Raw genomic sequence first — 21,684 nt, 5'->3', positions numbered from 1 at the left:
GCAAGTAACGCATCCAGAGGACGAAACGCGGCGGGGTCAGGCCGAGTAGCCCTTCGGCGGGATCAGGGTGGCGAGCTGGTTGAAGGTGAGCCAGTAGATCTGGTTGCCGCCGAAGTTGGCCGGGTCGGCGATCTTCACCGTCATGTTGTCGCTGTTGTAGCCGATGATCGTGAAGTAGTGGTAGATCGTGTAGTTCGGGTAGCCCGGCGGGTGGTTGTTCGCCGGGGCGACGATGTTCGCGACGATCGCGTAGCCCTTGTCGACGTCCAGCACGATGTCGCGCCACAGCAGGTCGCGCTGCGCCTGGGTCGGCGGGTCGTTCGGCATCTCCTTGGTCTCGTACCAGCCGCCGGCGACGTGGTTGTTGAGGACGCGGGTGACCTGCCCGATCCAGTCGGTGCCGTTGGTGCTGGTCGGGAGCTCGTTCGCGAGCTGCTGCTGGCTCGGCGGGTTGCCGTTCTTGGCCGAGATGGCGATGCGGGTGGCGGCCGGGCCGCACCAGTATCCGGTCTCCTGGATCTGGTACTGGATGTTGAGCTCCGCGGCCGCCCTGACCCCTTCGACCTTGGCGGGCGGCGCCATCGACTTCACGAAGTCGGGCGCGGGTACGACGTTCTCGCCTTGGGCGACGGCCGCGGCCGGAGCGGTGATCAGTGCGGACACCGCGAGCGCGGCCACGACCGCGGTCCTGAGTCGACGCATGGTAATCCTTCCCCAGTTTCACTTTTGAATGGTGAATCCTGAACAGGATCTCCGGTCCCGCGGCTTTTGTCTGCGGCGTCACCTGCGCTTTCCCCGATCGGCCCACGACGAAAGTAGGATCGGATGAACGCTCCGGGGGTCATCGGGCAATAGCGATCGTGCAGGTGATGAAAGACGATCACGAGCAGGCCGGCACGCGCGGGCTGGACAGGCCGGATCTCGGTGGCCCGGATCCCGCACCCGTCTTCGGCCTGCTCTTCGACGCCCACGCGGCCCCGCTGCAGCGTTATCTCGCGCGCCGCGTCGGCACGGAGACCGCGCATGACCTCGTCGCCGAGACGTTCCTCGTGGCGCTCCGGCGACGCGAGACGTATCGCCCCGAGGCCGGCACGGCGCGCGCGTGGCTCTACGGGATCGCGACGAACCTGCTGCGCCACCACGTCCGCACGGAGACCCGGGCGCTCCACGCGACGGCCCGGCTCGCGGCCGCGGGACAGACGGTCTCGGCCGGGCACGACGGCCGCGTCGCCGAACGGGTCGACGCCCAATCCCGCGCGGCCCAGCTCGCGGGAGCATTGGCCGAGCTGAGCGTCGCGGACCGCGACACCCTGCTGCTGGTCTCGTGGGCGGGGCTGGACGCCGGCGAGGTCGCCGAGGCGCTGGGAATTCCCGCCGGGACGGTCAGATCACGGTTGCACCGGATCCGGAGATGGCTGCGCGCCAACGCACCGGAGTCCACAAAGGAGGGCGGCGGAAGTGCACGGCGATAACATCCGGAAGGTGTGGTCCGAGGCCGAACTCGACGAAGCGCTGGCCGACCTCCACGCCGGGCCCGAAACCCGGCAGGACGAACTTTCCCGCGCCAAGGCGGCGCTCCTGCGCGCCGCCGGTGACGTCGAGGACGAACTCCTTCCCATGACCGCGCCCCCGGTGAAGAAGCGGGCGGGCTCCTGGCGATGGATCGCGGCCGCGGCCGCCGCGGCACTGGTGTCCGGCGGCGGGATCGTGGCGACGAACGTCTTCACCGTCGACGACGGCCCGGATCCCGCTGCCCACTCGACCGTCACCCAGGGCGAAAACGCCCTCGAAGGCCTCCACGGCGACGACTTCCCGATCCGGGACGACCAGTTCCGGCTCGTCACCGAGTCCACGTGGACCACGCATGTCACCAACACGGGGCTCGTCTACCAAACCCATGAGATCCTCGAACGATGGCTGCCGCCGCGCAGCTGGATGCGGGTCAAGACGCGCTTCACCGGTACCGGCGAGATCCGCTGGGTCAAGGGCGACTACCAGACGGCCATGGCCCACGGCGAAACACTTCCGGGCCCGTCTTCCCACGTCACCGTGGCGGAGGCCCGGTCGCCGCGGACGACCACCACGTCACCGGTGCCTCCTCCGCTGAAAACCTCCGAGGACCGGCTGACGCCGGAAAACGGGTGGACCGACCCGACGCCGGAGTTCCTTGCCGAACTGCCTGCCGACCCGGGGAAGCTGTCCGAACGGCTCCGCCGTGACGGCCGCTCACCGGAGCAGGGGAACTCCACCCCCGAGATGTTCGAGATGGCCTTCAAAGTCCTCCGCTCGTCCCAGGGCTTCGGCGCGATGCGGGTGGCGCTGTGCAAAGCGCTCGCGAGGATGCCCGGCATCGCCGTGGCGAGCCTGGTCGCTCCCGGTGGACGGCCCGCGGTGTCCTTCACGGTCGCGTTGCCGGACCGGACGCGCACGTTCGTCGTCGACCGGGCGACGGCGGCCGTCATCGGGAACCGCGCCGTGCGGTCCAGCCGACAGGACGAGGGCTGGCCGGGGCTGACCTTGTTCGACACGTCGATCTCGGTGGTGATCACCGACGACGGCGGCCCCGAACCCAGCTAGCGCGCGTGCTTGGCGGCGTTGAGCGCGCTTCCGACGTCCGGGACCTCCAGCACCCGGATACCCGGCGGGATCTTGCCGGAGTCCGGCGGCACCAGCGCGTAGGTGAAGCCGAGCCGGGCGGCCTCCGCGAGCCGCCGCCCGACGCTCGGCACCCGCCGGACCTCGCCCGACAGCCCGACCTCGCCCATCGCGACGAGCTTGGGCGAGAGCGGTGTGTCCCTCGCCGAGGAGATCAGGGCCAGCACCACCGCGAGGTCGATCCCGGGTTCGGTGATCTTCATGCCGCCGACCGTCGCCACGTAGACGTCCTTGTCGCCGACCTTGATGTTCGCCCGCTTCTCGACCACGGCCAGCACCATCGCGACGCGTGCCGAATCGAGGCCGCTCACCGCCCGCCGGGGCTGCGGTGACTGGGTCGCCGACACGAGCGCCTGCACCTCGCCCAGCAGGGGCCGCTTGCCCTCCATGGTCACCGTGACCGCGGTGCCCGCGACCGGCTCCGCGGTGTGACTGAGGAACAGCCCCGACGGGTCGGGTACGCCGACGATGCCCTCCTCGACCAGTTCGAAGCAGCCGATCTCGTCGGCGGCGCCGAACCGGTTCTTGATGCCGCGCAGCATCCGCAGCGTCGAATGCTTGTCCCCCTCGAACTGCAGGACCACGTCGACCAGGTGCTCCAGCACCCGAGGCCCGGCGACCGAGCCGTCCTTGGTGACGTGCCCGACCAGCACGATCGGCAGCCCGCGCTCCTTGGCCAGCGCGACCAGCCCGGAGGTGACCGCGCGGACCTGGGTGACGCCGCCCGGCGCGCCCTCCACCTGCGGCGAGGCCATGGTCTGGACCGAGTCGACGATCAGCACCCCGGGTTTGACCGCGTCGACATGTCCGAGGATCGCGGAGAGATCGCTCTCGGCCGCGAGGAACATCTCGTCGTGGACGTTGCCGGTGCGCTCGGCGCGCAGGCGCACCTGCCCCGCCGACTCCTCGCCGGTGACATAGAGCGCCCGGCCCGCGGTGGCCGCCCATTGGTAGGCGACCTCCAGCAGGAGGGTCGACTTGCCGACACCGGGCTCGCCCGCGAGCAGGATGACCGCGCCCGGCACGAAGCCGCCGCCGAGCACGCGGTCCAGCTCGGAGACGCCGGTGGGCTTCGCGCGCGCCGTCTCGACGTCGACCTCGCCGATCGGGCGCGCCGGGGCGCTCGGCGCTCCCGCCGCGACCCTGGCTATCGCGGGGCGGGCGTCGCCGCGTTCCTCGATGGTCCCCCATGCCTGGCATTCGGGGCAGCGCCCGACCCACTTCGAAGCCTCGTACCCGCATTCACCGCAGCGGTAGGTGCTGCCTTTCTTGACCACCCCGCGAGGCTAGCGGCCACCACCGACAAACCCCGGCAACGACGCAAGTACGTGAAGGCCCCCTTCACCGCGCCAGGCGCAGTGAAGGGGGCCTTCACGTACTTCTGAGGACTTAGTGCCCGCCGCCCTTGGCTTCCTTCTCCGGCGCGGGCGCCCGGCTGCCCGGGTGCGACGGCGCCGCGACCGGCAGGTCCACCGTGATCGAGCCGGAGTTCTTGAAGACGAAGGTGACCTTGATGGTCTGGCCCGCCCACACCGGCTGCTTCAGCCCCTGCAGCTCGATCGTGGCCTTGCCAACCTGGTCCGGCGCGTTGGTCGCCTCCGGGCCCGCGGACGGCGTGACCGTCCCGGCGGAACTCGACGGGGCACCGGAAGACGACGGGGCACCCGACGACGACGGCGCGCCCGAGGACGACGCCGGCGCGGAGGACGGGGCGCTCGTCGGGGCGACCTCCTTGGTCGACTCGACCGAGTCGGACGGGCCGATCACGAGCGCGTGGCTCGCGGCGATGACCTTGGACCCGGTGATCTTGGCGTCACCGGCGGCGGCTTCGGAGGAGACCGAGACGAGCTCGTCGTCCTGCTTGCCCTGGTTCACGATGGTCAGCGTCAGCGGCGCGGCGGAACCGGCCGGGTACGCCTGCCCCTCGGTCGGGAACTGGAGCGCGGCGTTCCGCAGCACCAGGTCCTTCGCCTGCGCGTACGTCCCGTTGACCGCGGGCTGCTGCGAGTCGGTCTGGGTGATCTGACCAGCACCGCAGCCGGCGAGCACGAGCGCGGCGCCGAGCGCCAGCACACCTGCGCCGAACACGCGACGATTCTGCAGCCTCACGTCGGAGTCCTTCCATCTCACGGCCTCTTCACCGCGAAGACTAGCCGGGCGCCTCGGCGGCCGGAGAACCCGGTGCGTGTTGGCACCCCACCAATGCGGTGACGTGCCCAAGATCAACCGTCCACAAAGGATTTGGAAATCGTTCGCTTCTCACCAGCGTGAGCATGGGCGAATTGGGTTTGTCAACCCCCGGGCGGAGCACCGTCAGGCCGCTGACCTGCGACGACGATCGCGGGCCGCTAGGTGGGCCTCGTCGGCACGTGCTAAGATGAATTCAGCGAAAGGGGCAGAGGACACATGGTTTTCAAGGTCGGAGAGACCGTCGTCTACCCGCACCACGGTGCCGCACTCATCGAAGCCATCGAGACCCGCGTGATCAAGGGCGAGGAGAAGAAGTACCTCGTCCTCAAAGTCGCGCAAGGGGATCTTACGGTTCGCGTGCCCGCAGACAACGCCGAGATCGTCGGCGTTCGTGATGTCGTCGGGCAAGAAGGACTGGACAAGGTTTTCGACGTTCTGCGTGCTCCGCACACCGAAGAGCCCACCAACTGGTCTCGTCGGTACAAGGCCAACCTCGAGAAGCTCGCCTCCGGCGATGTGAACAAGGTGGCCGAAGTGGTGCGCGACCTCTGGCGGCGAGAGAAGGACCGCGGACTTTCAGCCGGCGAGAAGCGCATGCTGGCGAAGGCGCGGCAAATTCTGGTCAGCGAGCTGGCGCTCGCGGAGGGCACCGACGAGGACAAGGCTGAAGTCCTCCTCGACGAAGTTCTGGAAACCGCGGCAGTCTGAACCGGCGGGTGTCCCACGCCAGGTGAGGCTGCGGGGGATACCTCTACGATCGCGCACATATGAGCACCGTCCTTATGAGCACGATCGTGTTCGTCACTGTCGTTCGACACCATGCCTCCGACGCGGAGCTCGCTCTCGCGCCGGTCAATGGTGAGGCTTTACTCACGCACACTGTGCGGGGGCTGCTCGCTCTGCCGGATCTCGATCTGGTGGTCGTAGCGGCCCCCGAGCGGTGTGCTGATTCTTTTTCGGCCGCTTTGCGCGGCTTCGAAGAGCGATGCCGGATAGTACCCGGCGCGTCACTCGCGCATGCTTTCGACACCGTCGAAAGTGAGATCGCCGGGGATCCGGTGATCCTCGTGCACGACGCCTTGCGCGCCTTCACCCCCGCGAACACGGTCCGGGCTGTCGCGGACGCGGTTCGCGCGGGCTCGCCTTTCGTGGTTCCCGTACTGCCGATGGCGGACACCGTGAAGGTGACCGACGCGGCGAAGGTGATCACTGGCACCGAAGACCGCACATACCTGCGCACTGCCCAGACCCCGCTCGGCTTCACGCGTGAGACTTTTCTCTCGTATGCCGGCGAGCCGTCTCTCGACGGCGCGCACACCGTCCCGGGCCATCCCGACGCGATGCGCGTCACCAACGCGTTCGAACTGAAGCTGGCCGAGGCGATCGCCCGGGCCGGGGAAGAGGAAACCCTGTGAGGATCGGGAACGGCGTCGACGTCCACCCCGTCGAGGCGGGCCGCGAATGCTGGATCGCCGGTCTTCTCTGGCCGGGTGTCGACGGTTGCGCGGGCCATTCCGACGGCGACGTCGCGGCGCACGCGTTGTGCGACGCGCTCCTGTCCGCGGCCGGGCTCGGTGATCTCGGGGCGGTGTTCGGCACCGGCGATCCGCGCTGGGCGGGCAAGCACGGCGTCGAATTCCTCGCGGAGGCACGGCGACTGGTCGAGGCGGGCGGCTGGACCGTCGGGAACGCGACCGTCCAGATCGTGGGCAACGCGCCGCGGGTCGGGAAGCGCCGCGAAGAGGCGCAGAAGGTGCTGAGCGAAGCCGTCGGCGGGCCGGTGAGCGTCTCCGGGACGACGACCGACGGGCTCGGCCTGACCGGACGCGGCGAGGGCATCGCGGCGTTCGCGACCGCGCTGCTCCTGCCCTCGCAGGAATAGCCGCCGCCGGGCGCCGGTTCCGGCTGTCATGGCAGTCACACTTCCCGAACCGGTCCGCGAACTGGTGGACGGCAAGAACTTCGCGACCGTGGCCACGCTGGACGCCGACGGCGGCCCGCAGACCTCGGTCATCTGGGTGGGCCTCGACGAGGGCGATCTCGTCTTCAGCGCCACCGAAGACCGGCTGAAGGTCCGGAACCTGCGTCGCGATCCTCGCGCGAGCGTGTCGATCACCGACGCGGAGAACCCGTACCGGCACACGCAACTGCGCGGCACGGTCACGATCACCCCGGATCCCGGGAAGACGCTGCCGAAGACGCTCAGCCACAAGTACCTCGGCCAGGACCCGCCGCCGGAGGGCGACGACGTCGAGCGGGTGATCGTCCGCCTGCGGGTCGAGCGGATCGCCGGGAACGTCCGGTGATCAGGCTGCCTAGGATTCAGCCATGGGTGTGACCTTCAACGAAGCGACCAAGAAACTCCTCGACGGCAACAACTTCCCGGTGCTGGCGACCATCAACGCGGACGGCTCCGCGCAGACGTCCGTGCTGTGGGCGAAGCGGGACGGCGACACGGTGGTCTTCGCGACCGTCCGGGGCCGTCTCAAGGAGCGGAACATGGCCAGGGACCCGCGGGTGTCCGTCTCGGTCTTCGACCAGGAGAACCCGTACGACTACGTCGAGATCCGCGGGACCGTGGAGATGACCGACGAGGGCGGGCGCGAGCTGATCAACGAGCTCTCGCACAAGTACCTCGGCAAGGACTACCCGGAGGAGCCGGCGGACGTCGTCCGCGTGCTGGTCCGGATCACGCCCACCCGGATCACCGGCAACGCCGCCTGACGCGCGCCATGAAAGGTCCTTTCCTCGCGAATCCCGCCGGGAAAGGACCTTTCATCTCACACGCGAGGGGCGGCGAAGATCCCACGATCGTGGCTAATGTGGGGTTCGTGACCTTTCGCGCTGTGTTGTTCGACTTCTCCGGCACGGTCTTCCGGCTCGAACAGGACGAGACCTGGCTCGCCGACCTCACCGACCACCAGGGCGAGAGCCTGGACATCGAGGCCCAGACCGAACTGATGCGCCGGATGACCGCGCCGGTCGGCCAGGTCGTCGACCTCGACGAGGAGCACCTGCACGCCTGGAACCACCGCGACCGCGACCCGGTGCTGCACCGGAAGGTGTACCTCGAGGTCCTCAAGCAGTCCGGGGTGCCGCACGCCGACCAGGCGGTCGCGCTCTACACCCGGCTGATCGATCCCACCCAGTGGACGCCGTACCCGGACACCGAAGCCGTCCTCAAGGGCGTCTCCGGCAAGGGCGTGAAGGTCGGGGTGCTGAGCAACATCGCCTTCGACATCCGCCCCGCGTTCGGCCGCCGTGGCTGGGACGCCTACGTCGACGAATTCATCCTGTCGTTCGAGGTCGGAGCGGTGAAGCCGGAGCCGGAGATCTTCCGCGCGGCCGTCGAGCGGCTCGGGGTCGACCCGGCGGAAACGCTCATGGTCGGCGACAGCGAGGAGGCCGACGGCGCCGCACGCGAGATCGGCTGCGCGTTCGCGCTGGTAGAGCCGCTGCCGACGGCCGAGCGGCCGGACGCCCTGCTCAACGTCATGCGCGCCCGCAACGTGCTGTAATACGGTCACTGCGACACCGCTCACGCCTACCCCGTACCCTTTTAGGGTGGCACTACACCTCTATGACACCGCGACCCGGAGCGTGCGGGAATTCCATCCCGCCCGTAGCGGAACGGCGTCCATGTACGTGTGTGGTGCCACCGTGCAGGGTGTTCCCCATATCGGCCACGTCCGCGGCGCGCTGAACTACGACGTCCTTCGTCGCTGGCTCGTCCACAGTGGACTCGACGTGCTGATGGTCCGCAACGTCACCGACATCGACGACAAGATCCTCACCAAGGCCGCCGCGGCGGATCGCCCGTGGTGGGAGTGGGCGGCCACGCACGAGCGCGCCTTCGAGTCGGCGTACGAGGCGCTGGGCTGCTTGCCGCCTTCGATCGCTCCCCGGGCGACCGGGCACGTCACGCAGATGGTCGAGCTGATGCAGCGGCTGATCGACGGCGGGCACGCGTACGCCTCGGGCGGCGACGTGTACTTCTCGGTCAAGGCGTTCGACGGCTACGGCGATCTCTCCGGCCAGAAGCTCGACGAGGTCCAGCAGGGCGAGAGCCTCGGCGAGGGCAAACGCGACGCGCGCGACTTCACGCTGTGGAAGGCCGCGAAGCCGGGCGAGCCGTCTTGGCCGACGCCGTGGGGCTCCGGCCGTCCCGGCTGGCACCTCGAATGCTCGGCGATGGCGACCACGTACCTCGGCGCGGAGTTCGACATCCACGGCGGCGGCGTCGACCTGGTGTTCCCGCACCACGAGAACGAGCGCGCCCAGTCGAACGCGGCGGGTGACCCGTTCGCGCGGTTCTGGCTGCACAACGCCTGGGTGACCATGTCCGGCGAGAAGATGTCGAAGTCGCTGGGCAACACGGTCTCGATCCCGGAGATGCTCAAGGACTACCGGGCGCCCGAACTCCGGTACTACCTGGTTCAGCCGCACTACCGGTCGACGATCGAGTACTCCGACGGAGCGCTCACCGAAGCCGCGCAGGGCTACCGGCGGATCGAACAGTTCCTCCGCCGCACGGCGGGTATCGCCGGCACGGTCCACCTCGGCGAGATCCCGGACGGGTTCGCGGCCGCGCTCGACGACGACCTCGCCACTCCGCAGGCCTTCGCAGTGCTGCACAACACGGTCCGCGACGGTAACGCGGCCCTCGACGCGTCCGACAATTCCAAGGCACTCGAAATCGCCGCCTCCGTGCGCGCGATGACCGACGTGCTCGGCCTCGACCCGCTCTCCGCGCGCTGGTCCGAGGCGGGCGGCAATGAGACGCCCACCCGGCAGGCACTGTCCGAACTCGTGGAAGGGCTGCTCACCGAACGGCAGCAGGCCCGCGCCGAGAAGGACTTCGCCCGTGCGGACGCCGCGCGTGACCGCCTCCAGCAGGCGGGCATCGTGGTGGAGGACACCCCGAACGGTCCACAGTGGACCGTCAAGGACGTCTGACCCTTACTCGGTCTCTAGCTCAAGGATTCTCACTGATGGCAGGCAACTCCCGGCGCCAGGGCGCTATTCGCAAGCCCGGCACGAAGAAGGGTCAGGTCGTCGGCTCCGGCGGCCAGCGCCGGAAGGGCCTCGAAGGCAAGGGCCCGACGCCCAAGGCCGAGGACCGGCCCGGCCACAAGGCGTACCGGATGGCCAACGCGCGTGACCGCAAGGACCAGGCGCGGCAGAAGAAGGCCGACAAGCCGGAACTGATCGCCGGGCGCAACCCGGTGGTCGAGGCGCTGCGCGCCGACGTGCCGGCCACCGCGCTGTACGTCGCGATCAACATCGAGATCGACGACCGCGTGAACGAGGCCGTCCGGCTCGCCGGCGACAAGGGCATCTCGATCCTGGAGATCCCACGCGAGGAACTGGACCGCAAGACCAACCGGGCCATGCACCAGGGCCTCGGCCTCCAGGTCCCGCCGTTCGTCTACGCCGACCCGCGCGACCTGATGGCCGTCGCGAAGGACTCCGGGCAGACCCCGCTGTTCGTCGCGCTCGACGGCGTCACCGACCCGCGCAACCTCGGCGCGGTGATCCGGTCGGCCGCCGCGTTCGGCGCGCAGGGTGTCCTCCTGCCGGAGCGGCGCAGCGCGGGTATGACCGCGGTCGCGTGGCGGACCTCCGCCGGCACCGCGGCCAAGCTGCCGATCGCCGTCGCGACCAACCTCACCCGTCAGCTGAAGGCGTGGAAGGACGAAGGCCTGATGGTCGTCGGCCTCGACGCGGACGGCTCGGTGGACATCGACGAACTCGACCTCGCGGCGGATCCGCTGGTCATCGTGCTCGGCTCGGAGGGCCGCGGCCTCTCCCGGCTGGTGCGCGAGACCTGCGACGCGACCGTGTCGATCCCGATGGCGGCGGGCGTCGAGTCGCTCAACGCGTCGGTCGCGGCCGGGGTGCTGCTGGCCGAGGTGGCGCGCCGCCGGCGGCTCGCGGGACGTGTCTGACCCCGCACTTCGTCACACGGTGCGGGAAGCGGTGTCCCTTGGTGAACCCGCGTCCGCGATCGACGTCGGCGGGGCGCGGCCTGATCGTCCACCTCGCTGGAGGTGACATGGCGCCCTGCCACCGCGATAGCGGGGCCTCCGGCCGTGCGGGTTCATGCGGGTGGTCACTTTTCCGAGGCCATCCCGGCTCCGCCAACAGGAACGCAGGCTAAGGTCACCAGCGGCTAACGCGTAACCGCCCTGGGGGACCCGCACCGATGTCGTTCATTTCACCGCTGTTCCTGTGGTACTTCATGCCGGCGATCCTGCTCGCCGTCCTGGTGTGCCCGCGCAGCTGGCGGAACGGCATCGTCGCGGTCGGCAGCCTGATCTTCTACGCCACCGGCGCCGGCCCGTACACGCTGGTGCTGCTCGGCTGCATGGTGGTCAACTTCCTGGCCGGGCCCGCGCTGGAGCCGAACGCCTGGGACCTGCAGAACAAACGGCGCAAGCGGCTGCTGATCGGGGTCATCGGCCTCAACGTCGGCATGCTGCTGATCTGGAAGTACGCGGGATTCGCGACGCAGCAGATCGCGGCCGTGACGCACTGGTTCGGCGGCGATTTCCCGGTGGCCGAACTGGTCATCCCGATCGGCATCTCGTTCTACACGTTCCACCACATCTCCTACGTGGTGGACATCTACCGCGGTGAACGCCGCGCGCTGCGCGACCCCGTGGCGTTCACCGCGTACATCGCGATGTTCCCGCAGCTGGTGGCCGGGCCGATCGTGCGGTTCCGGGAGATCGCGGGTCAGCTGCCGCAACAGCGGTCCCACCGCCTCGACGACATCGCCGCCGGTTTCCCGCGGTTCGCGCTCGGGCTGTGCAAGAAGACGATCATCGCGGACTCGCTCAGCCCGCTGGTGGACGCCTGTTTCAACACACCACCGGATCAGATGACCTTCGCGATCGCCTGGCTCGGCGCGATCGCGTACACCCTGCAGCTGTTCTTCGACTTCTCCGGGTACTCCGACATGGCGATCGGGCTCGGCCGCATGCTCGGCTTCCGGCTCCCGGAGAACTTCGCGAGACCGTACTCGTCGGTGACGATCACCGAGTTCTGGCGGCGCTGGCACATGTCGCTGTCGCGCTGGTTCCGCGACTACGTCTACATCCCGCTGGGCGGCAACCGCGCCGGCGCCGGGCGCACGTACCGGAACCTGTGCATCGTCTTCGTGCTGACCGGGTTCTGGCACGGCGCGCAGTGGACGTTCCTGATCTGGGGCATGTATCACGGCGCGATCCTGATCGTGGAACGCGCTTTCGGCTACGACACCACCCCCAAGTCGCAGGCCGCGCGTATCGGGCGCCGCGCGCTGACGCTCGTGCTCGTGGTGTTCGGCTGGGTGTTCTTCCGCGCCAAGGACCTGCCGCAGGCGCTCGGCATGATCGGGCACATGGTGCTGCCGGACTTCACCGGCCTCACCGACGTCGTCGAAAGCGCGGTCACCAACCAGCGGCTGATCATCCTGCTGTGCGCGCTGGCGATCGTGTTCCTGCCCGCGCATCCGGTGACCGGGCCGCTGCTGGAGTCCTCGCGGAGCCGCCCGGCGACGGCGCTGCGGATCGGCGTGATGACCGTCGGACTGGTGTACGCGGCCATCCTGATCGCGACCGGGACGTTCAGCCCGTTCCTCTACTACCAGTTCTGAGGGAGCCCCGAGAATGACGGACCTGTCCAGCCGGCCCGGCGTGATCCCGTACGTGGACGCCCACGACGGCCCGCGCCGGCTGCTCACCGTCGAACTGCGGCCGTTCCCCTCCAGCTCGGTGCCGTACGCCCCGTTCGTGAGCATCGACGGCAGGCAGTTCCTGGTCTCGTGGGGTGCGGTCACGTTCGAGATCCCCGCCGACCGGAACGTCCACGTCAGCGCGCATCTGCACACCAATTACGGGTCACAGGCCGCCGCGACACCGTTCGCCTCGATCGTGCTGGCCCCCCATCCGGAGCCGGTCCGCCTGACCGCCCAGTTCACCGGATCCGGCGGTTCGATGTTCCCGGTCGGCTAGGTTGGCCGCATGACCGGCGACTGGAAGCGGGATCGGATCGGTTCGGCGCTGCGCGGGGAGAACCCGACGGTGCTGCGGCGGCTGGACGCGGGGTTCGCGGTGATCGGCGATACGCAGTTCCTGCCGGGCTACTGTGTCCTGCTGACCGATTCCCCGGCCGTCGGCAGGCTGACCGACCTACCGCGGCCGCGACGGCTGGAGTTCCTGGCAGACATGGAGCTGCTCGGCGAAGCCGTCGAAAACGTCTGCGCGCGTAGGGATCCGGGCTTCCGCCGGGTGAATCTGGAGATTCTCGGCAACACGGATCCGTTCCTGCACGCGCACGTCTGGCCGCGTTACGACTGGGAGCCCGCCGAGGTGGCCGGACGGCCGGTTTGGCTGTATCCGGTGGAAAACTGGGCCTCTTCGTTGGGGCCTCAGCACGATTCGCTGCGTTCCGAGCTGACCGCGGAGATCGACAGGCTACGGGCCGCGTCGAGTACGAGCTGAGCGAACTCCTTGCCGCGCACCATCGGCAGGTAGTGCCCCGCCTTCGGGACATTGACCAGCCTGCCGTCGGCGCACGCGTCGAGAAAGCGGCGTTCATGGCGGCGGAAGTGGTCGTGTGAGCCGTTGACGATCCACGTGGGGCCCGGGTAGGCCGCGAGTTCCGCCAGCACGTCGAAGTCCGCGAAGGCCTCGGCGACATCCGGGATCACCTCGGTCGCGATGCCGCCGCCGATCACCGCTTCGGCGAGTTTCGGCGGCAGGACGCTTCGGAACTGCCATCGGCTCAGCCGCTCGCCCTGGTCCGGCAGCCGCATGAGCAGGCGGTGCGCTACGCGGAACGGAGTCTCCAGGGCACGGCCGGGCAGGAGGGTCGAGTCCGCGACGACGAGGCCTGCCACGCGCTCCGGATACCGCGCGGCCGCGGCGATCGCGGCGTAGCCACCAAGCGAGTGCCCCACGACCAGCACGGGTTCGGTGATGGCTTCGGCGATCACGTCCGCCGCCTCTGCCACGGTGAACCGCTCTCCCCGGCGGGTGCCGTGGCCTGGGAGATCGACTGCTTTCGCGGCCTCTCCGAGCAGTTCGAGTTGCTCGGTCCACGCGGCGCCGCTGAGCCGGATGCCGTGGACGAGGACGAGGGGGACCATGAACTACCTCCTGAATGCAACGCACCGTTGCGTTGCAAAGTACCCGCCCTCGACACCCAACGCAACGGTGCGTTGTATTGTTTGCGGGTGACCACCCAGAACGGTCCGCGCAAGGCCGAGGCGATCTTCGCCGCCACCCTCGAACTGCTGGCCGAGCACGGTTACGACAAGCTCGCCATCGAGGCGGTGGCCACCCGGTCCGGCGTCAACAAGACGACGCTGTACCGATGGTGGCCGTCGAAGGACGCGCTCCTGGCCGCCGCGCTGCGCGATTCGGGCCTGTTCGCCGTCGACGTCCCCGACACCGGCAGCCTGCGCGGCGATCTTCTCGCCGTGGCAACGCAAATCCATCGATTGCTGACCTCGGAGCGCACCGCGCCGGTCGTCACGGCGGCCTTGACCGCGGGCCCCCGGCGCCCCGAACTCGGTGAGGTGTCACGGAGTTTCTTCGCCGACCGCATGGCACGCGAAGAGCCGATCTTCGAACGCGCCACCGCGAGAGGCGAACTGCGCGCCGGCGTCGACCCGGTTCTGGTGATGGATCTGCTCGCGGGGGCGATCTGGTTCCGGTTGCTCCTGCGCGGCGGCGACGCCGGATCGAAATTCCTCGAAGAAGCCGTCGATACCGTACTGGGTGGTGCCGCGTGAAAATCACGTTGAAGATCGAATCCGAGCGCCTCGAAGATTATCTCGTCGCCGACGCGATCGTCGATCACGATCACCCGCTGATCCGCGAAACGGCTGACAGACTGTCACCGACCGGTGGCACCGAAGTCGACGTGATTCGTTCGATGTTTCACTTCGTGCGCGACGAGATCGACCATACGGTGGACGCCGCCGATTCCCGGGTCACTCTTATGGCCTCCGAGGTTCTGCGCGAGGGAGTCGGGCTCTGCTACGCGAAGGCCCATCTTCTGGCCGCTTTGCTTCGCAGCCAAGGCATCCCGGCCGGGTTCTGTTATCAGCGGATCGGCGTTCTGCACGGGCTCAACGGCGTGTACCTCGCGAGCTTGGACCGGTGGATCCGGCTCGACCCCAGAGGCAACAAAAACGGTGCGGACGCGCACTTTCCTTTGATACAAGCGAGCCTGCCGGAAGATGAGCGGCTCGCGTGGACGCTGGACCCCGGCAAGGGCGAGATCGACTTCCCCACGGTGTACACCGCACCGTCTTCGGCGGTCGTCGAAACCTTGTCGTCGGCGAAGCCCGGACCCGCCTGGTACGAAGGAATACTTCCACACGCTCCGTGAGTGGTTTTTCCGTGATCCGGCGAAACCTCCGATGCGAAACCGGCATCGCCGAGCGTCACATTCGTTGCCGGTCGCTTTCCCCCGAATTTCTTATTTCGGGCTGGTCACGATGCGCGTAGAGTAACTCCCCGCACTCGAACAGATACGCACTGCGTTCGTCCGTTCGAGTGCTGATCGAGGAGGTGACCTTCGTGCCCGCGGAAGCCGATCGGCTCCGCCGTACCCCGTTGCAAGAGATCTTCTGGACCAGGACGAGTCTGCTGCTCACCGTACTGGTCGTCGTCGCGGGCCTCAGCCTGTGGATCTCCAGCATGATGGATCCCGGCGCCGGCAAGACACTGCTCACCTCAGTGGGCACCGGCACCCTGATCTCCGCGGTGGTCGGCTTCGGCCAGACCCTGATCACCGCCACCGCGTCACAGCGCGCGATGGTGACCCCGGTGATCGAGGAGAGCCGCCGGGCGCTGGAAGCGCTCAGCGCCGAATACCGTTCGCTCAACAAGGAATTCTTCCCCACCCACGTCTTCGAGGCGACCACCGATCCGGACCCGATGTTCAACCGGGTCATGACCGAAGACCTCGACGCGACCAGGCACTACTTCTTCCGCGGCTTCTCCGGCAGGCACGCCGCCGCCCGATTGTTGTTGTCCCGCACCGAGAGGGAGCTTCGCGTGGTCATCGCCGACCCGCGCGACGAGGGCGCGATCGGCGGCAGGGCGCGCTATCTCCTGCGCAGTGAAGAAGCGGGGATGGACTACGAGACGATCCAGAAGCGGCTCAACGACGAGATCAGCATCGGCCTCGTCGGGCTGTTCCTGGCGCGCAGCCGGTGCTCGCTGGTGGACATCACCGTCGTCGCCGACCCGCCACTGGACCGGCTCGAAGTGTTCGACGAGAGCGTTTGGGTGACCTTGTACAGCGACATCCGCGGCGCGACGACGTTGTATCCGCGCACGCTGCGGTTCAGCGAAGGTTCGTTCCTGTACAACAAGGAACGTTCCGAGTTCCTGCGCGTGTCGCAATCGCGCTCCGGACGGCACTTCCGTATCTCGACCACGACGACGAGGGCGGATTTCCTCGCCCTGTATGAAAAGATCACCGGCTCTCCCCTGTCCGAAGAGAACTTCCTCGAACTGGAAGGGAAATTCCACACCTTCCGGAAGGAGTTCACCACAATCGCCGAGCTGAACCCCTGACCCCTCGGCGTCGCACGGCACTAGATTTGAGGAGCTGAAGTTGCTCACTCGCTTGTCCCCCCTCACCCAGCTCTCCGCGCTGCTCCGGACCACGGATCTGCCGCTGACGCAGCACTGGCAGATCGTCGACGGGATCTTCCGCGACTGGACGTCGAGACCAGAGCTGCGCGACGACCTCCGGCGGCATTTGGCTTCGCTGAGCCCGGACGAAGCGAGCGCGGTGCTCGAGCGGTCCCGGGAGACCACCACCCATTTCGCCTGGTGCCTGCTCGATTGCCCGACGGATCCCTTCTCGATCTGGCTGCACGAGTACAAGGCGCCGTCGGATTGGCGCGAGGGGTACGCCGATTCAGTGCACAATCACAGATATCACTTCTGCACCACGATCCTCCGTGGCAACTACGTCCACGAGCGATATTCGACCCTGCGAGATCAACTTTCCGGATTGATCACATCGGTTCGGTTACGACGTAGCACCCTGTGCCAGACAGGGTCGGCGGGCGTCATGTACGCGGACGAGTTCCATCGGATTCCCGAAGCCACCGAAGGGACTATGACGTTTCTGGTGAAATCACGTCCGGTGAGCGAGTTCAGTCTTTCCTTCGACCCGAAGACCGGAATCGGACATCGTCACGTTCCGGTCGAGGTCCGATTGGGGGACCTGGCAGGCCGTATCTGACTACACACCGCCGTCGAAGGCGCATACCCTTGCTCCACCCGTCCGTAAACGGGATCGGAGAGGTGTATGCGCGCGCGAAAGAGCACGATTCCTTCCCAGACCATCGAAGCCGTCGAACACCATGTCCGGCGACTGTGCTGGCGTTATGCGGACAAACTGCAGTTCCACGGCTGGCACCACGTGAGTTTCGTCCGGGCCAAGGCCGCGGGGTTCGCCGATCACAACGGTGCGGATCGCGCCGTCGTCGAGGTGGCGGCACTGGTGCACGACGTGAACTACATCGTGCACCGGAATTCCCCCGCGGCCGCCGGGCGAGACCTCCGGATGGGCATCCTGCAGGAATGCGGTGTCGAGGAAACCGTCGCCGAGTGGGTCGACGAGATCATCGACGAAGCCGAGATGGCCACCAGAGGCCGTCACATCTCGCTCGAAGCTCAGGCGCTGAGCGACGCCGACACGCTGTTCAAGGCGCTGCCGGTGACGCCCGTCGTACTCGCCCACCGCTATCTGCGGGAGAACGGGTTGAGCCTCCGCGAGCTGGCGGACAAGATCGTGGGCGAACAGTGCGATGTCCACGACAGTGGTTACTACTTCTACAACCCCAAGGCGGCGGAGAACTACTCCCGCTGGGCACTGGCGAATCTTCAGTTGTGGCAGTGCATCAAGGAAGCCGTCGACGATCCGACGGTCGTCGAACTCCTCGACGCGGTACACGCCGTGGACGCCACCGACTTCGAGGCCGAGCCCGCTGCTTCCTGATCCCGCGTGATGCTGGCTCGTCGGTCGGCGAACAGCGGATATCGCGTGATCCGAGCCGTAACTCGCGTGATCAGAGCCGTAACTCGCGTGATCAGAGACGCGACTCGCGTGATCGGGGGCGTAACTCGCGTGCGTTCAGCGCTGGCCGTAGCCGCGGAGTTTCTCCACGACGTGCTCGATCTCGGCAGGCGGGAGCAGGGCCGGTGTTCCCGCCGCCCGGGCCGTCAGCCACACCTGGCAGACCCACTCGAGCTGCTGCGCCCGGCTGTACGCGGAGCCGAGGCTGTCGCCGAAGGTGACGGTGCCGTGGTTCGCCAGCAGGCAGCCGCGGCGGCCTTCCAGCGCTTCCAGCATCACTTTGGCGAGTTCCTCGGTGCCGTACGTCGCGTAGGCCGCGACGCGGGCTGTCGGGCCGATCGCGGCGAGCATGTAGTGGATCGGCGGCACCTCGGTGACGAGGGTCGAGACCGCCGTGGCGTGCACGGAATGCGTGTGCACCACGGCGGAGACCGGTTTGCCGTCGGGATCCGCCGCCTGCCGGTACACGGTGAGGTGCATCGGGAGTTCGCTCGTCGGTTTGAGCGAGCCCTCCACGGTTTCCCCGTCGAGGCCGACGACCGGAACGTCTTCCGGCCGCAGCCCGGCGTAGTCGACTCCCGTCGGGGTCACCGCGATCAGGTCGCCCTGCCTCGCGGAGACGTTGCCGGAGGTGCCGACCACGAGCCCGTCGGTGGTCATCCGGCGGGCGAATTCGCAGACCGCCAAGCGTTCTTTGGCGAGGATCACCGTCACAACCTCCAGAGTCCGCGGGCCGCGGCCAGTGAGGCCTGATAGTCGGCGTAGCCCTGCTCGTAGAACTCTACGTTCCCGGGCCGGACCTCGACGACGCGTGCGCTTTCCGCCCAGAGCTCCCTGTCGACCGGTTCGCCGAGGGCGTCCGCCGCGACGATCACCGCACCCCGCGCACCGACCCCGGGATCGCCGGGGATGACGATGGGCCGCCCGAGAACATCGGCGAAGATCCGGGTCCACTCGAGCGAGCGGACCCCGCCTCCACAGGCGTACAACGTGCCGGTTAGCCCGGCGGCGTCGAAGCAATGCCTTGCCGCGTAAGCGATCGACTCGCACAGCGCCCGGACGATGTCGCCTCGTTCGCTCTCCAGGCTCAGCCCGGAGAACTGCGCCCTCGCGGAAGCGTCGACGAACGGGGCTCGCTCACCCGACGCGGAGAGGAACGGCAGCGCGCGAACGCCACCCGCGCCCGGCCTGCTCGCGTCGAGGAGCGGACCGATCTCCTCGACCGCGATGCCGAACAGGCGGCACACCCAGTCGATGCCCGCGGTGCCGACCATCGCCGGCATCGCCCGCAGGAACTCCCCTTGTTCCGGCGTGCAAAGGAACATGCCCGCCGGCTCGCCCTCCCGATCGAATGCCGCCGAATCCGTCAGGACCTGGCACGCGAGGGTGGTGCCCGCCGTGAGGATGCCGTCGCCCGGACGTCGTACGCCGGCGCCGATGGCGCTCGCGGGCAGGTCGAACGGGCCCGCGGTGACCGGCAGCCCGGCGGGAAGACCGAGCAGCGCGGCCCCGCGCTCGTCCAACCGGAAGACGGTCTTCGGCGCCGCGGGCTCCACGAACAGGCTTCGGCGGTGGGAGAGCCCGACGGCCGCGATGGCGGCTTCGTCGTAGCGCCGGGTCGCCGGATCGAGGAAGGGCAGCGAAGCGTCCGACGCGTCGACGGTGATCTCGCCGGTCAACCGCTGGAGCACCGCGTCGACGCAGTAACCCGCCACCGCCGCCCTGTCCAGCGACTCCGGTTCGTGAGTGTCCAAAAAGGACATGATCGCCGCGGCGCAACCCGGGAACATTCCCGACGCGGTGCGACGGAACACCTCCCTGGTCACTCCGTCGGCCTGCCACTTGGCGAGCAGCGAGTTCGCCCGGCCGTCGAGCCAGGAGATCGCCGGGCGGACGGCCTCGCCGGCTTCGTCGCGCAGCCACAATCCGTCGCCCTGACCGGTGAGGGCCAACGCGGTGACCGGGCCGTCGAGCCCGGCGGCGACCTCGCGCACCACCGTCGCCACGGTGGCGAGTACCTGGTCGAGGTCCTGTTCGACCAGGCCGCCCGGCAGATGGTGCACCTCGGAGGTGGTGCACGCGCTCGCCACGGACATCCCGGCCTTGTCGAAGACGACCGCCTTCGTCAGTGACGTGCCGATGTCGACACCGATGATCATGGCCGCAGGACCTCGGGGTTCGCCAGATTCGCGAGCGCCTCCCCGCGGACGTACCGGCCGACTTCGGCGGCGACGATGCTCGCCGCGCGCTCCGCCGTCTGCTTGCTGGCTCCGGCGAGGTGCGGGGTCGCGATCACGTTCGGTGCGTCCCGCAGCGCCCAGTCCGCAGGCGGAGGCTCGACGTCGTACACGTCGAGCGCGAGCGCACCGAGCCGTCCCGAACGCAGGGCTTCCGGCAGCGGCGAGTAGTCCAGCAGGCCCCCGCGCGCGGTGTTGACCAGTACGGCGCCTTCGGGCAGCAGGGCGAGTTTGGCGGCATCGATCAGATGCCGGGTCTCTTCGGTGAGCCGGGCGTGCAGGCTCACCACGAAGCTGCGGCGAAGCAGATCGTCCAGCTCGACGAGCTCCGCGCCATCGGCGGCGATCTTGGCGGGATCCGCGAACGGATCCGAGACCAGCACCTTCGCGCCGAACGCGACGAGCACCTTGGCCACCCGCGCACCGATCGCGCCGTATCCCACCAGGCCGACGGTGGTCCCGTCGAGTTCGAGACCGGTCTGGTCGTAGGCGTAGTAGTCGCCGCGCCACGTGCCGCCGAGCAGTTCGGCCGAGGACGTCGAGATCCGGCGCATCGCGGCCAGGATCATCCCCACCGCGAACTCGGCGGCGGCGCCGGCGTTCCGGCCGGGCGCGTACGTCACCGCGACACCCGCCTCGGTGGCCGCCGCGAGGTCCACGTTGACCGGGCCTCCCCGGCACACCGACACGAGTTTGAGGCCCGGCGCGGCGGCGAACACCTGCTTGGTGAAGGGCGCCATCTGGGTCACCGCGACCTCGGCTCCAGCCAGCGCCTCGATCACCTGCTCCTCGGTGCCGCTGGCCTCGTGCACGTTCGCGACCGGGCCGAACGGCTCCACCGGCCACGGCAGCGTGAGTTCCGAGAACTCGTGCCCGGCGCCGATCTCGGCACGGACGGCGCCGGCCAGCAGGCCGGTGCCGACGAAATGGTCTCCCGCAGCGAGTATCCGCAACTCTGCGTCCTCTCTCCGTGCCCGCATCGGGCAGTTCTCAGTGTCTGTTGGTGAACCCGCCACCGCAATCGACGCCGCTCGGCTTTCGCCGTCCGATTCAGTGCGCTTGCTCGTATTCGGTGATGTGCGCGACCTTGCTCGCGCTGGCCGAGGCCGGGTCGAAGCGGTAGCCGACCCATTCGGCGACGATCTTCTTCGCCAGCTCCGGACCGATCGCCCGGGCACCGAAGGTGATCACCTGGCAGTCGTTCGACTTGACCGAACGCTCGGCGGAGTACGAGTCGTGCGCGACCGTGGCCCGCACCCCCGGGACCTTGTTCGCCGAGATGGCCATGCCGATCCCGGTCCCGCAGACCAGCACGCCGCGATCCGCCTCGCCTCGCGCGATCCTCTCCGCCGCCGCGAGGCCGAGCAGCGGATACGCCTTGTCGTCGGCGCCGTCGGCCACGCCGAGGTCGGTGACCTCGTCCACCCGGTCGTCGGCGAGGAGCAGATCACGCAGCTGATCCTTGAGGACGACCCCGGCGTTGTCCGCCGCCACCACGATCCGCATT

The 21,684-nt window shown here is 68.5% G+C and carries 26 protein-coding genes; 18 read left to right on the top strand and 8 right to left on the bottom strand.

Annotated elements, in window-relative coordinates:
* Positions 1-36 precede the first annotated feature (36 nt).
* Positions 37-702 carry a C39 family peptidase gene (locus ACXIZN_RS36980; RefSeq protein WP_034310216.1) on the bottom strand — a complete coding sequence of 222 codons (666 nt, stop codon included), beginning with the start codon at positions 700-702 and terminating at the stop codon, positions 37-39.
* 158 nt (positions 703-860) lie between these two features.
* Here ACXIZN_RS36980 and ACXIZN_RS36975 point away from each other — a divergent pair, with 158 nt between their 5' ends.
* Positions 861-1,472 (top strand): RNA polymerase sigma factor, encoded by a 612-nt coding sequence (locus ACXIZN_RS36975; protein WP_457959491.1) that lies wholly within the window; start codon positions 861-863, stop codon positions 1,470-1,472.
* On the top strand, positions 1,459-2,577 hold the full coding sequence (locus ACXIZN_RS36970) for a CU044_5270 family protein (protein ID WP_457959489.1): 1,119 nt from the start codon (positions 1,459-1,461) through the stop codon (positions 2,575-2,577). Before ACXIZN_RS36975 ends, ACXIZN_RS36970 begins: the two co-directional genes overlap by 14 nt.
* Here the strand turns inward: ACXIZN_RS36970 and radA are convergent.
* Together radA and ACXIZN_RS36960 are read right to left on the bottom strand one after the other, a co-directional pair.
* Complete coding sequence (radA, locus tag ACXIZN_RS36965) at positions 2,574-3,932, bottom strand: DNA repair protein RadA (RefSeq protein WP_457959488.1); 1,359 nt, start codon at positions 3,930-3,932, stop codon at positions 2,574-2,576. The two genes, ACXIZN_RS36970 and radA, sit on opposite strands and share 4 nt — an antisense overlap.
* Positions 3,933-4,044: 112 nt before the next feature.
* Positions 4,045-4,764, bottom strand: a complete 720-nt coding sequence (locus ACXIZN_RS36960; protein ID WP_457959487.1) for a hypothetical protein — start codon at positions 4,762-4,764, stop codon at positions 4,045-4,047.
* A gap of 297 nt (positions 4,765-5,061) precedes the next feature.
* Between ACXIZN_RS36960 and ACXIZN_RS36955 the strand changes: the two genes are divergently transcribed.
* The 11 genes from ACXIZN_RS36955 to ACXIZN_RS36905 all read left to right on the top strand — a co-directional run bounded on the left by ACXIZN_RS36955 (position 5,062) and on the right by ACXIZN_RS36905 (position 13,331).
* Positions 5,062-5,553, top strand: a complete 492-nt coding sequence (locus ACXIZN_RS36955) for a CarD family transcriptional regulator (protein WP_005165253.1) — start codon at positions 5,062-5,064, stop codon at positions 5,551-5,553.
* 59 nt (positions 5,554-5,612) lie between these two features.
* Complete coding sequence (locus tag ACXIZN_RS36950; protein ID WP_457959485.1) at positions 5,613-6,260, top strand: IspD/TarI family cytidylyltransferase; 648 nt, start codon at positions 5,613-5,615, stop codon at positions 6,258-6,260.
* On the top strand, positions 6,257-6,727 hold the full coding sequence (gene ispF, locus ACXIZN_RS36945) for a 2-C-methyl-D-erythritol 2,4-cyclodiphosphate synthase (protein WP_034310203.1): 471 nt from the start codon (positions 6,257-6,259) through the stop codon (positions 6,725-6,727). Before ACXIZN_RS36950 ends, ispF begins: the two co-directional genes overlap by 4 nt.
* Before the next feature lie 28 nt (positions 6,728-6,755).
* Positions 6,756-7,151, top strand: coding sequence for a PPOX class F420-dependent oxidoreductase (locus ACXIZN_RS36940; protein ID WP_457959484.1), 396 nt, complete (start codon positions 6,756-6,758; stop codon positions 7,149-7,151).
* A gap of 22 nt (positions 7,152-7,173) precedes the next feature.
* Positions 7,174-7,569, top strand: coding sequence for a PPOX class F420-dependent oxidoreductase (locus ACXIZN_RS36935; RefSeq protein ID WP_457959483.1), 396 nt, complete (start codon positions 7,174-7,176; stop codon positions 7,567-7,569).
* A 107-nt stretch (positions 7,570-7,676) separates the two neighbouring features.
* Complete coding sequence (locus tag ACXIZN_RS36930) at positions 7,677-8,363, top strand: HAD family hydrolase (RefSeq protein ID WP_457959482.1); 687 nt, start codon at positions 7,677-7,679, stop codon at positions 8,361-8,363.
* A gap of 46 nt (positions 8,364-8,409) precedes the next feature.
* Positions 8,410-9,801 (top strand): cysteine--tRNA ligase, encoded by a 1,392-nt coding sequence (gene cysS / locus ACXIZN_RS36925; RefSeq protein ID WP_457959481.1) that lies wholly within the window; start codon positions 8,410-8,412, stop codon positions 9,799-9,801.
* A 35-nt stretch (positions 9,802-9,836) separates the two neighbouring features.
* Positions 9,837-10,793: a 23S rRNA (guanosine(2251)-2'-O)-methyltransferase RlmB gene (gene rlmB / locus ACXIZN_RS36920; RefSeq protein ID WP_037335364.1), complete on the top strand. Its 957-nt coding sequence runs from the start codon at positions 9,837-9,839 to the stop codon at positions 10,791-10,793.
* Positions 10,794-11,050: 257 nt separating this feature from the next.
* Positions 11,051-12,484 (top strand): MBOAT family O-acyltransferase, encoded by a 1,434-nt coding sequence (locus ACXIZN_RS36915; RefSeq protein ID WP_457959480.1) that lies wholly within the window; start codon positions 11,051-11,053, stop codon positions 12,482-12,484.
* A gap of 13 nt (positions 12,485-12,497) precedes the next feature.
* Positions 12,498-12,842, top strand: coding sequence for a hypothetical protein (locus ACXIZN_RS36910; protein ID WP_457959479.1), 345 nt, complete (start codon positions 12,498-12,500; stop codon positions 12,840-12,842).
* 9 nt (positions 12,843-12,851) lie between these two features.
* Complete coding sequence (locus ACXIZN_RS36905; protein WP_457959478.1) at positions 12,852-13,331, top strand: HIT family protein; 480 nt, start codon at positions 12,852-12,854, stop codon at positions 13,329-13,331.
* Here the strand turns inward: ACXIZN_RS36905 and ACXIZN_RS36900 are convergent.
* On the bottom strand, positions 13,259-13,978 hold the full coding sequence (locus ACXIZN_RS36900; RefSeq protein WP_457959477.1) for an alpha/beta fold hydrolase: 720 nt from the start codon (positions 13,976-13,978) through the stop codon (positions 13,259-13,261). The genes ACXIZN_RS36905 and ACXIZN_RS36900 overlap by 73 nt on opposite strands.
* A gap of 87 nt (positions 13,979-14,065) precedes the next feature.
* On the opposite strand from ACXIZN_RS36900, the gene ACXIZN_RS36895 reads away from it, so the two are divergent.
* The 5 genes from ACXIZN_RS36895 to ACXIZN_RS36875 all read left to right on the top strand — a co-directional run bounded on the left by ACXIZN_RS36895 (position 14,066) and on the right by ACXIZN_RS36875 (position 17,862).
* Positions 14,066-14,626, top strand: a complete 561-nt coding sequence (locus ACXIZN_RS36895) for a TetR/AcrR family transcriptional regulator (RefSeq protein ID WP_457959476.1) — start codon at positions 14,066-14,068, stop codon at positions 14,624-14,626.
* Positions 14,623-15,228 (top strand): transglutaminase-like domain-containing protein, encoded by a 606-nt coding sequence (locus tag ACXIZN_RS36890; RefSeq protein WP_457959474.1) that lies wholly within the window; start codon positions 14,623-14,625, stop codon positions 15,226-15,228. The genes ACXIZN_RS36895 and ACXIZN_RS36890 overlap by 4 nt, the downstream gene beginning before the upstream one ends.
* A gap of 149 nt (positions 15,229-15,377) precedes the next feature.
* Positions 15,378-16,424 carry a hypothetical protein gene (locus ACXIZN_RS36885; protein WP_457960692.1) on the top strand — a complete coding sequence of 349 codons (1,047 nt, stop codon included), beginning with the start codon at positions 15,378-15,380 and terminating at the stop codon, positions 16,422-16,424.
* Positions 16,425-16,464: 40 nt separating this feature from the next.
* Positions 16,465-17,103 (top strand): hypothetical protein, encoded by a 639-nt coding sequence (locus ACXIZN_RS36880; protein WP_257489673.1) that lies wholly within the window; start codon positions 16,465-16,467, stop codon positions 17,101-17,103.
* Between the two features lie 66 nt (positions 17,104-17,169).
* Positions 17,170-17,862: an HD domain-containing protein gene (locus ACXIZN_RS36875; RefSeq protein WP_457959473.1), complete on the top strand. Its 693-nt coding sequence runs from the start codon at positions 17,170-17,172 to the stop codon at positions 17,860-17,862.
* A 135-nt stretch (positions 17,863-17,997) separates the two neighbouring features.
* Here the strand turns inward: ACXIZN_RS36875 and ACXIZN_RS36870 are convergent, their stop codons facing one another.
* From ACXIZN_RS36870 to ACXIZN_RS36855, 4 genes are all read right to left on the bottom strand, one after another.
* Entirely contained in the window at positions 17,998-18,648 is a 651-nt protein-coding gene (locus ACXIZN_RS36870; RefSeq protein WP_457959472.1) for a class II aldolase/adducin family protein, read from the bottom strand.
* A gap of 2 nt (positions 18,649-18,650) precedes the next feature.
* A complete protein-coding gene (locus ACXIZN_RS36865; protein WP_457959471.1) occupies positions 18,651-20,099 on the bottom strand; it encodes an FGGY family carbohydrate kinase in 1,449 nt (482 codons plus the stop codon).
* Complete coding sequence (locus ACXIZN_RS36860; RefSeq protein ID WP_457959470.1) at positions 20,096-21,130, bottom strand: 2-hydroxyacid dehydrogenase; 1,035 nt, start codon at positions 21,128-21,130, stop codon at positions 20,096-20,098. The genes ACXIZN_RS36865 and ACXIZN_RS36860 overlap by 4 nt, the downstream gene beginning before the upstream one ends.
* A gap of 97 nt (positions 21,131-21,227) precedes the next feature.
* The gene (locus tag ACXIZN_RS36855) at positions 21,228-21,683 is read right to left on the bottom strand and encodes a ribose-5-phosphate isomerase (protein ID WP_457959469.1); all 456 of its coding nucleotides are present in this window, start codon (positions 21,681-21,683) and stop codon (positions 21,228-21,230) included.
* Position 21,684: the final 1 nt, after the last annotated feature.

The organism is Amycolatopsis sp. TRM77291 (assembly GCF_054166285.1).
The sequence above is the reverse complement of the archived record's forward strand: the minus strand, read 5'-3'. Positions and strand labels throughout refer to the sequence as shown.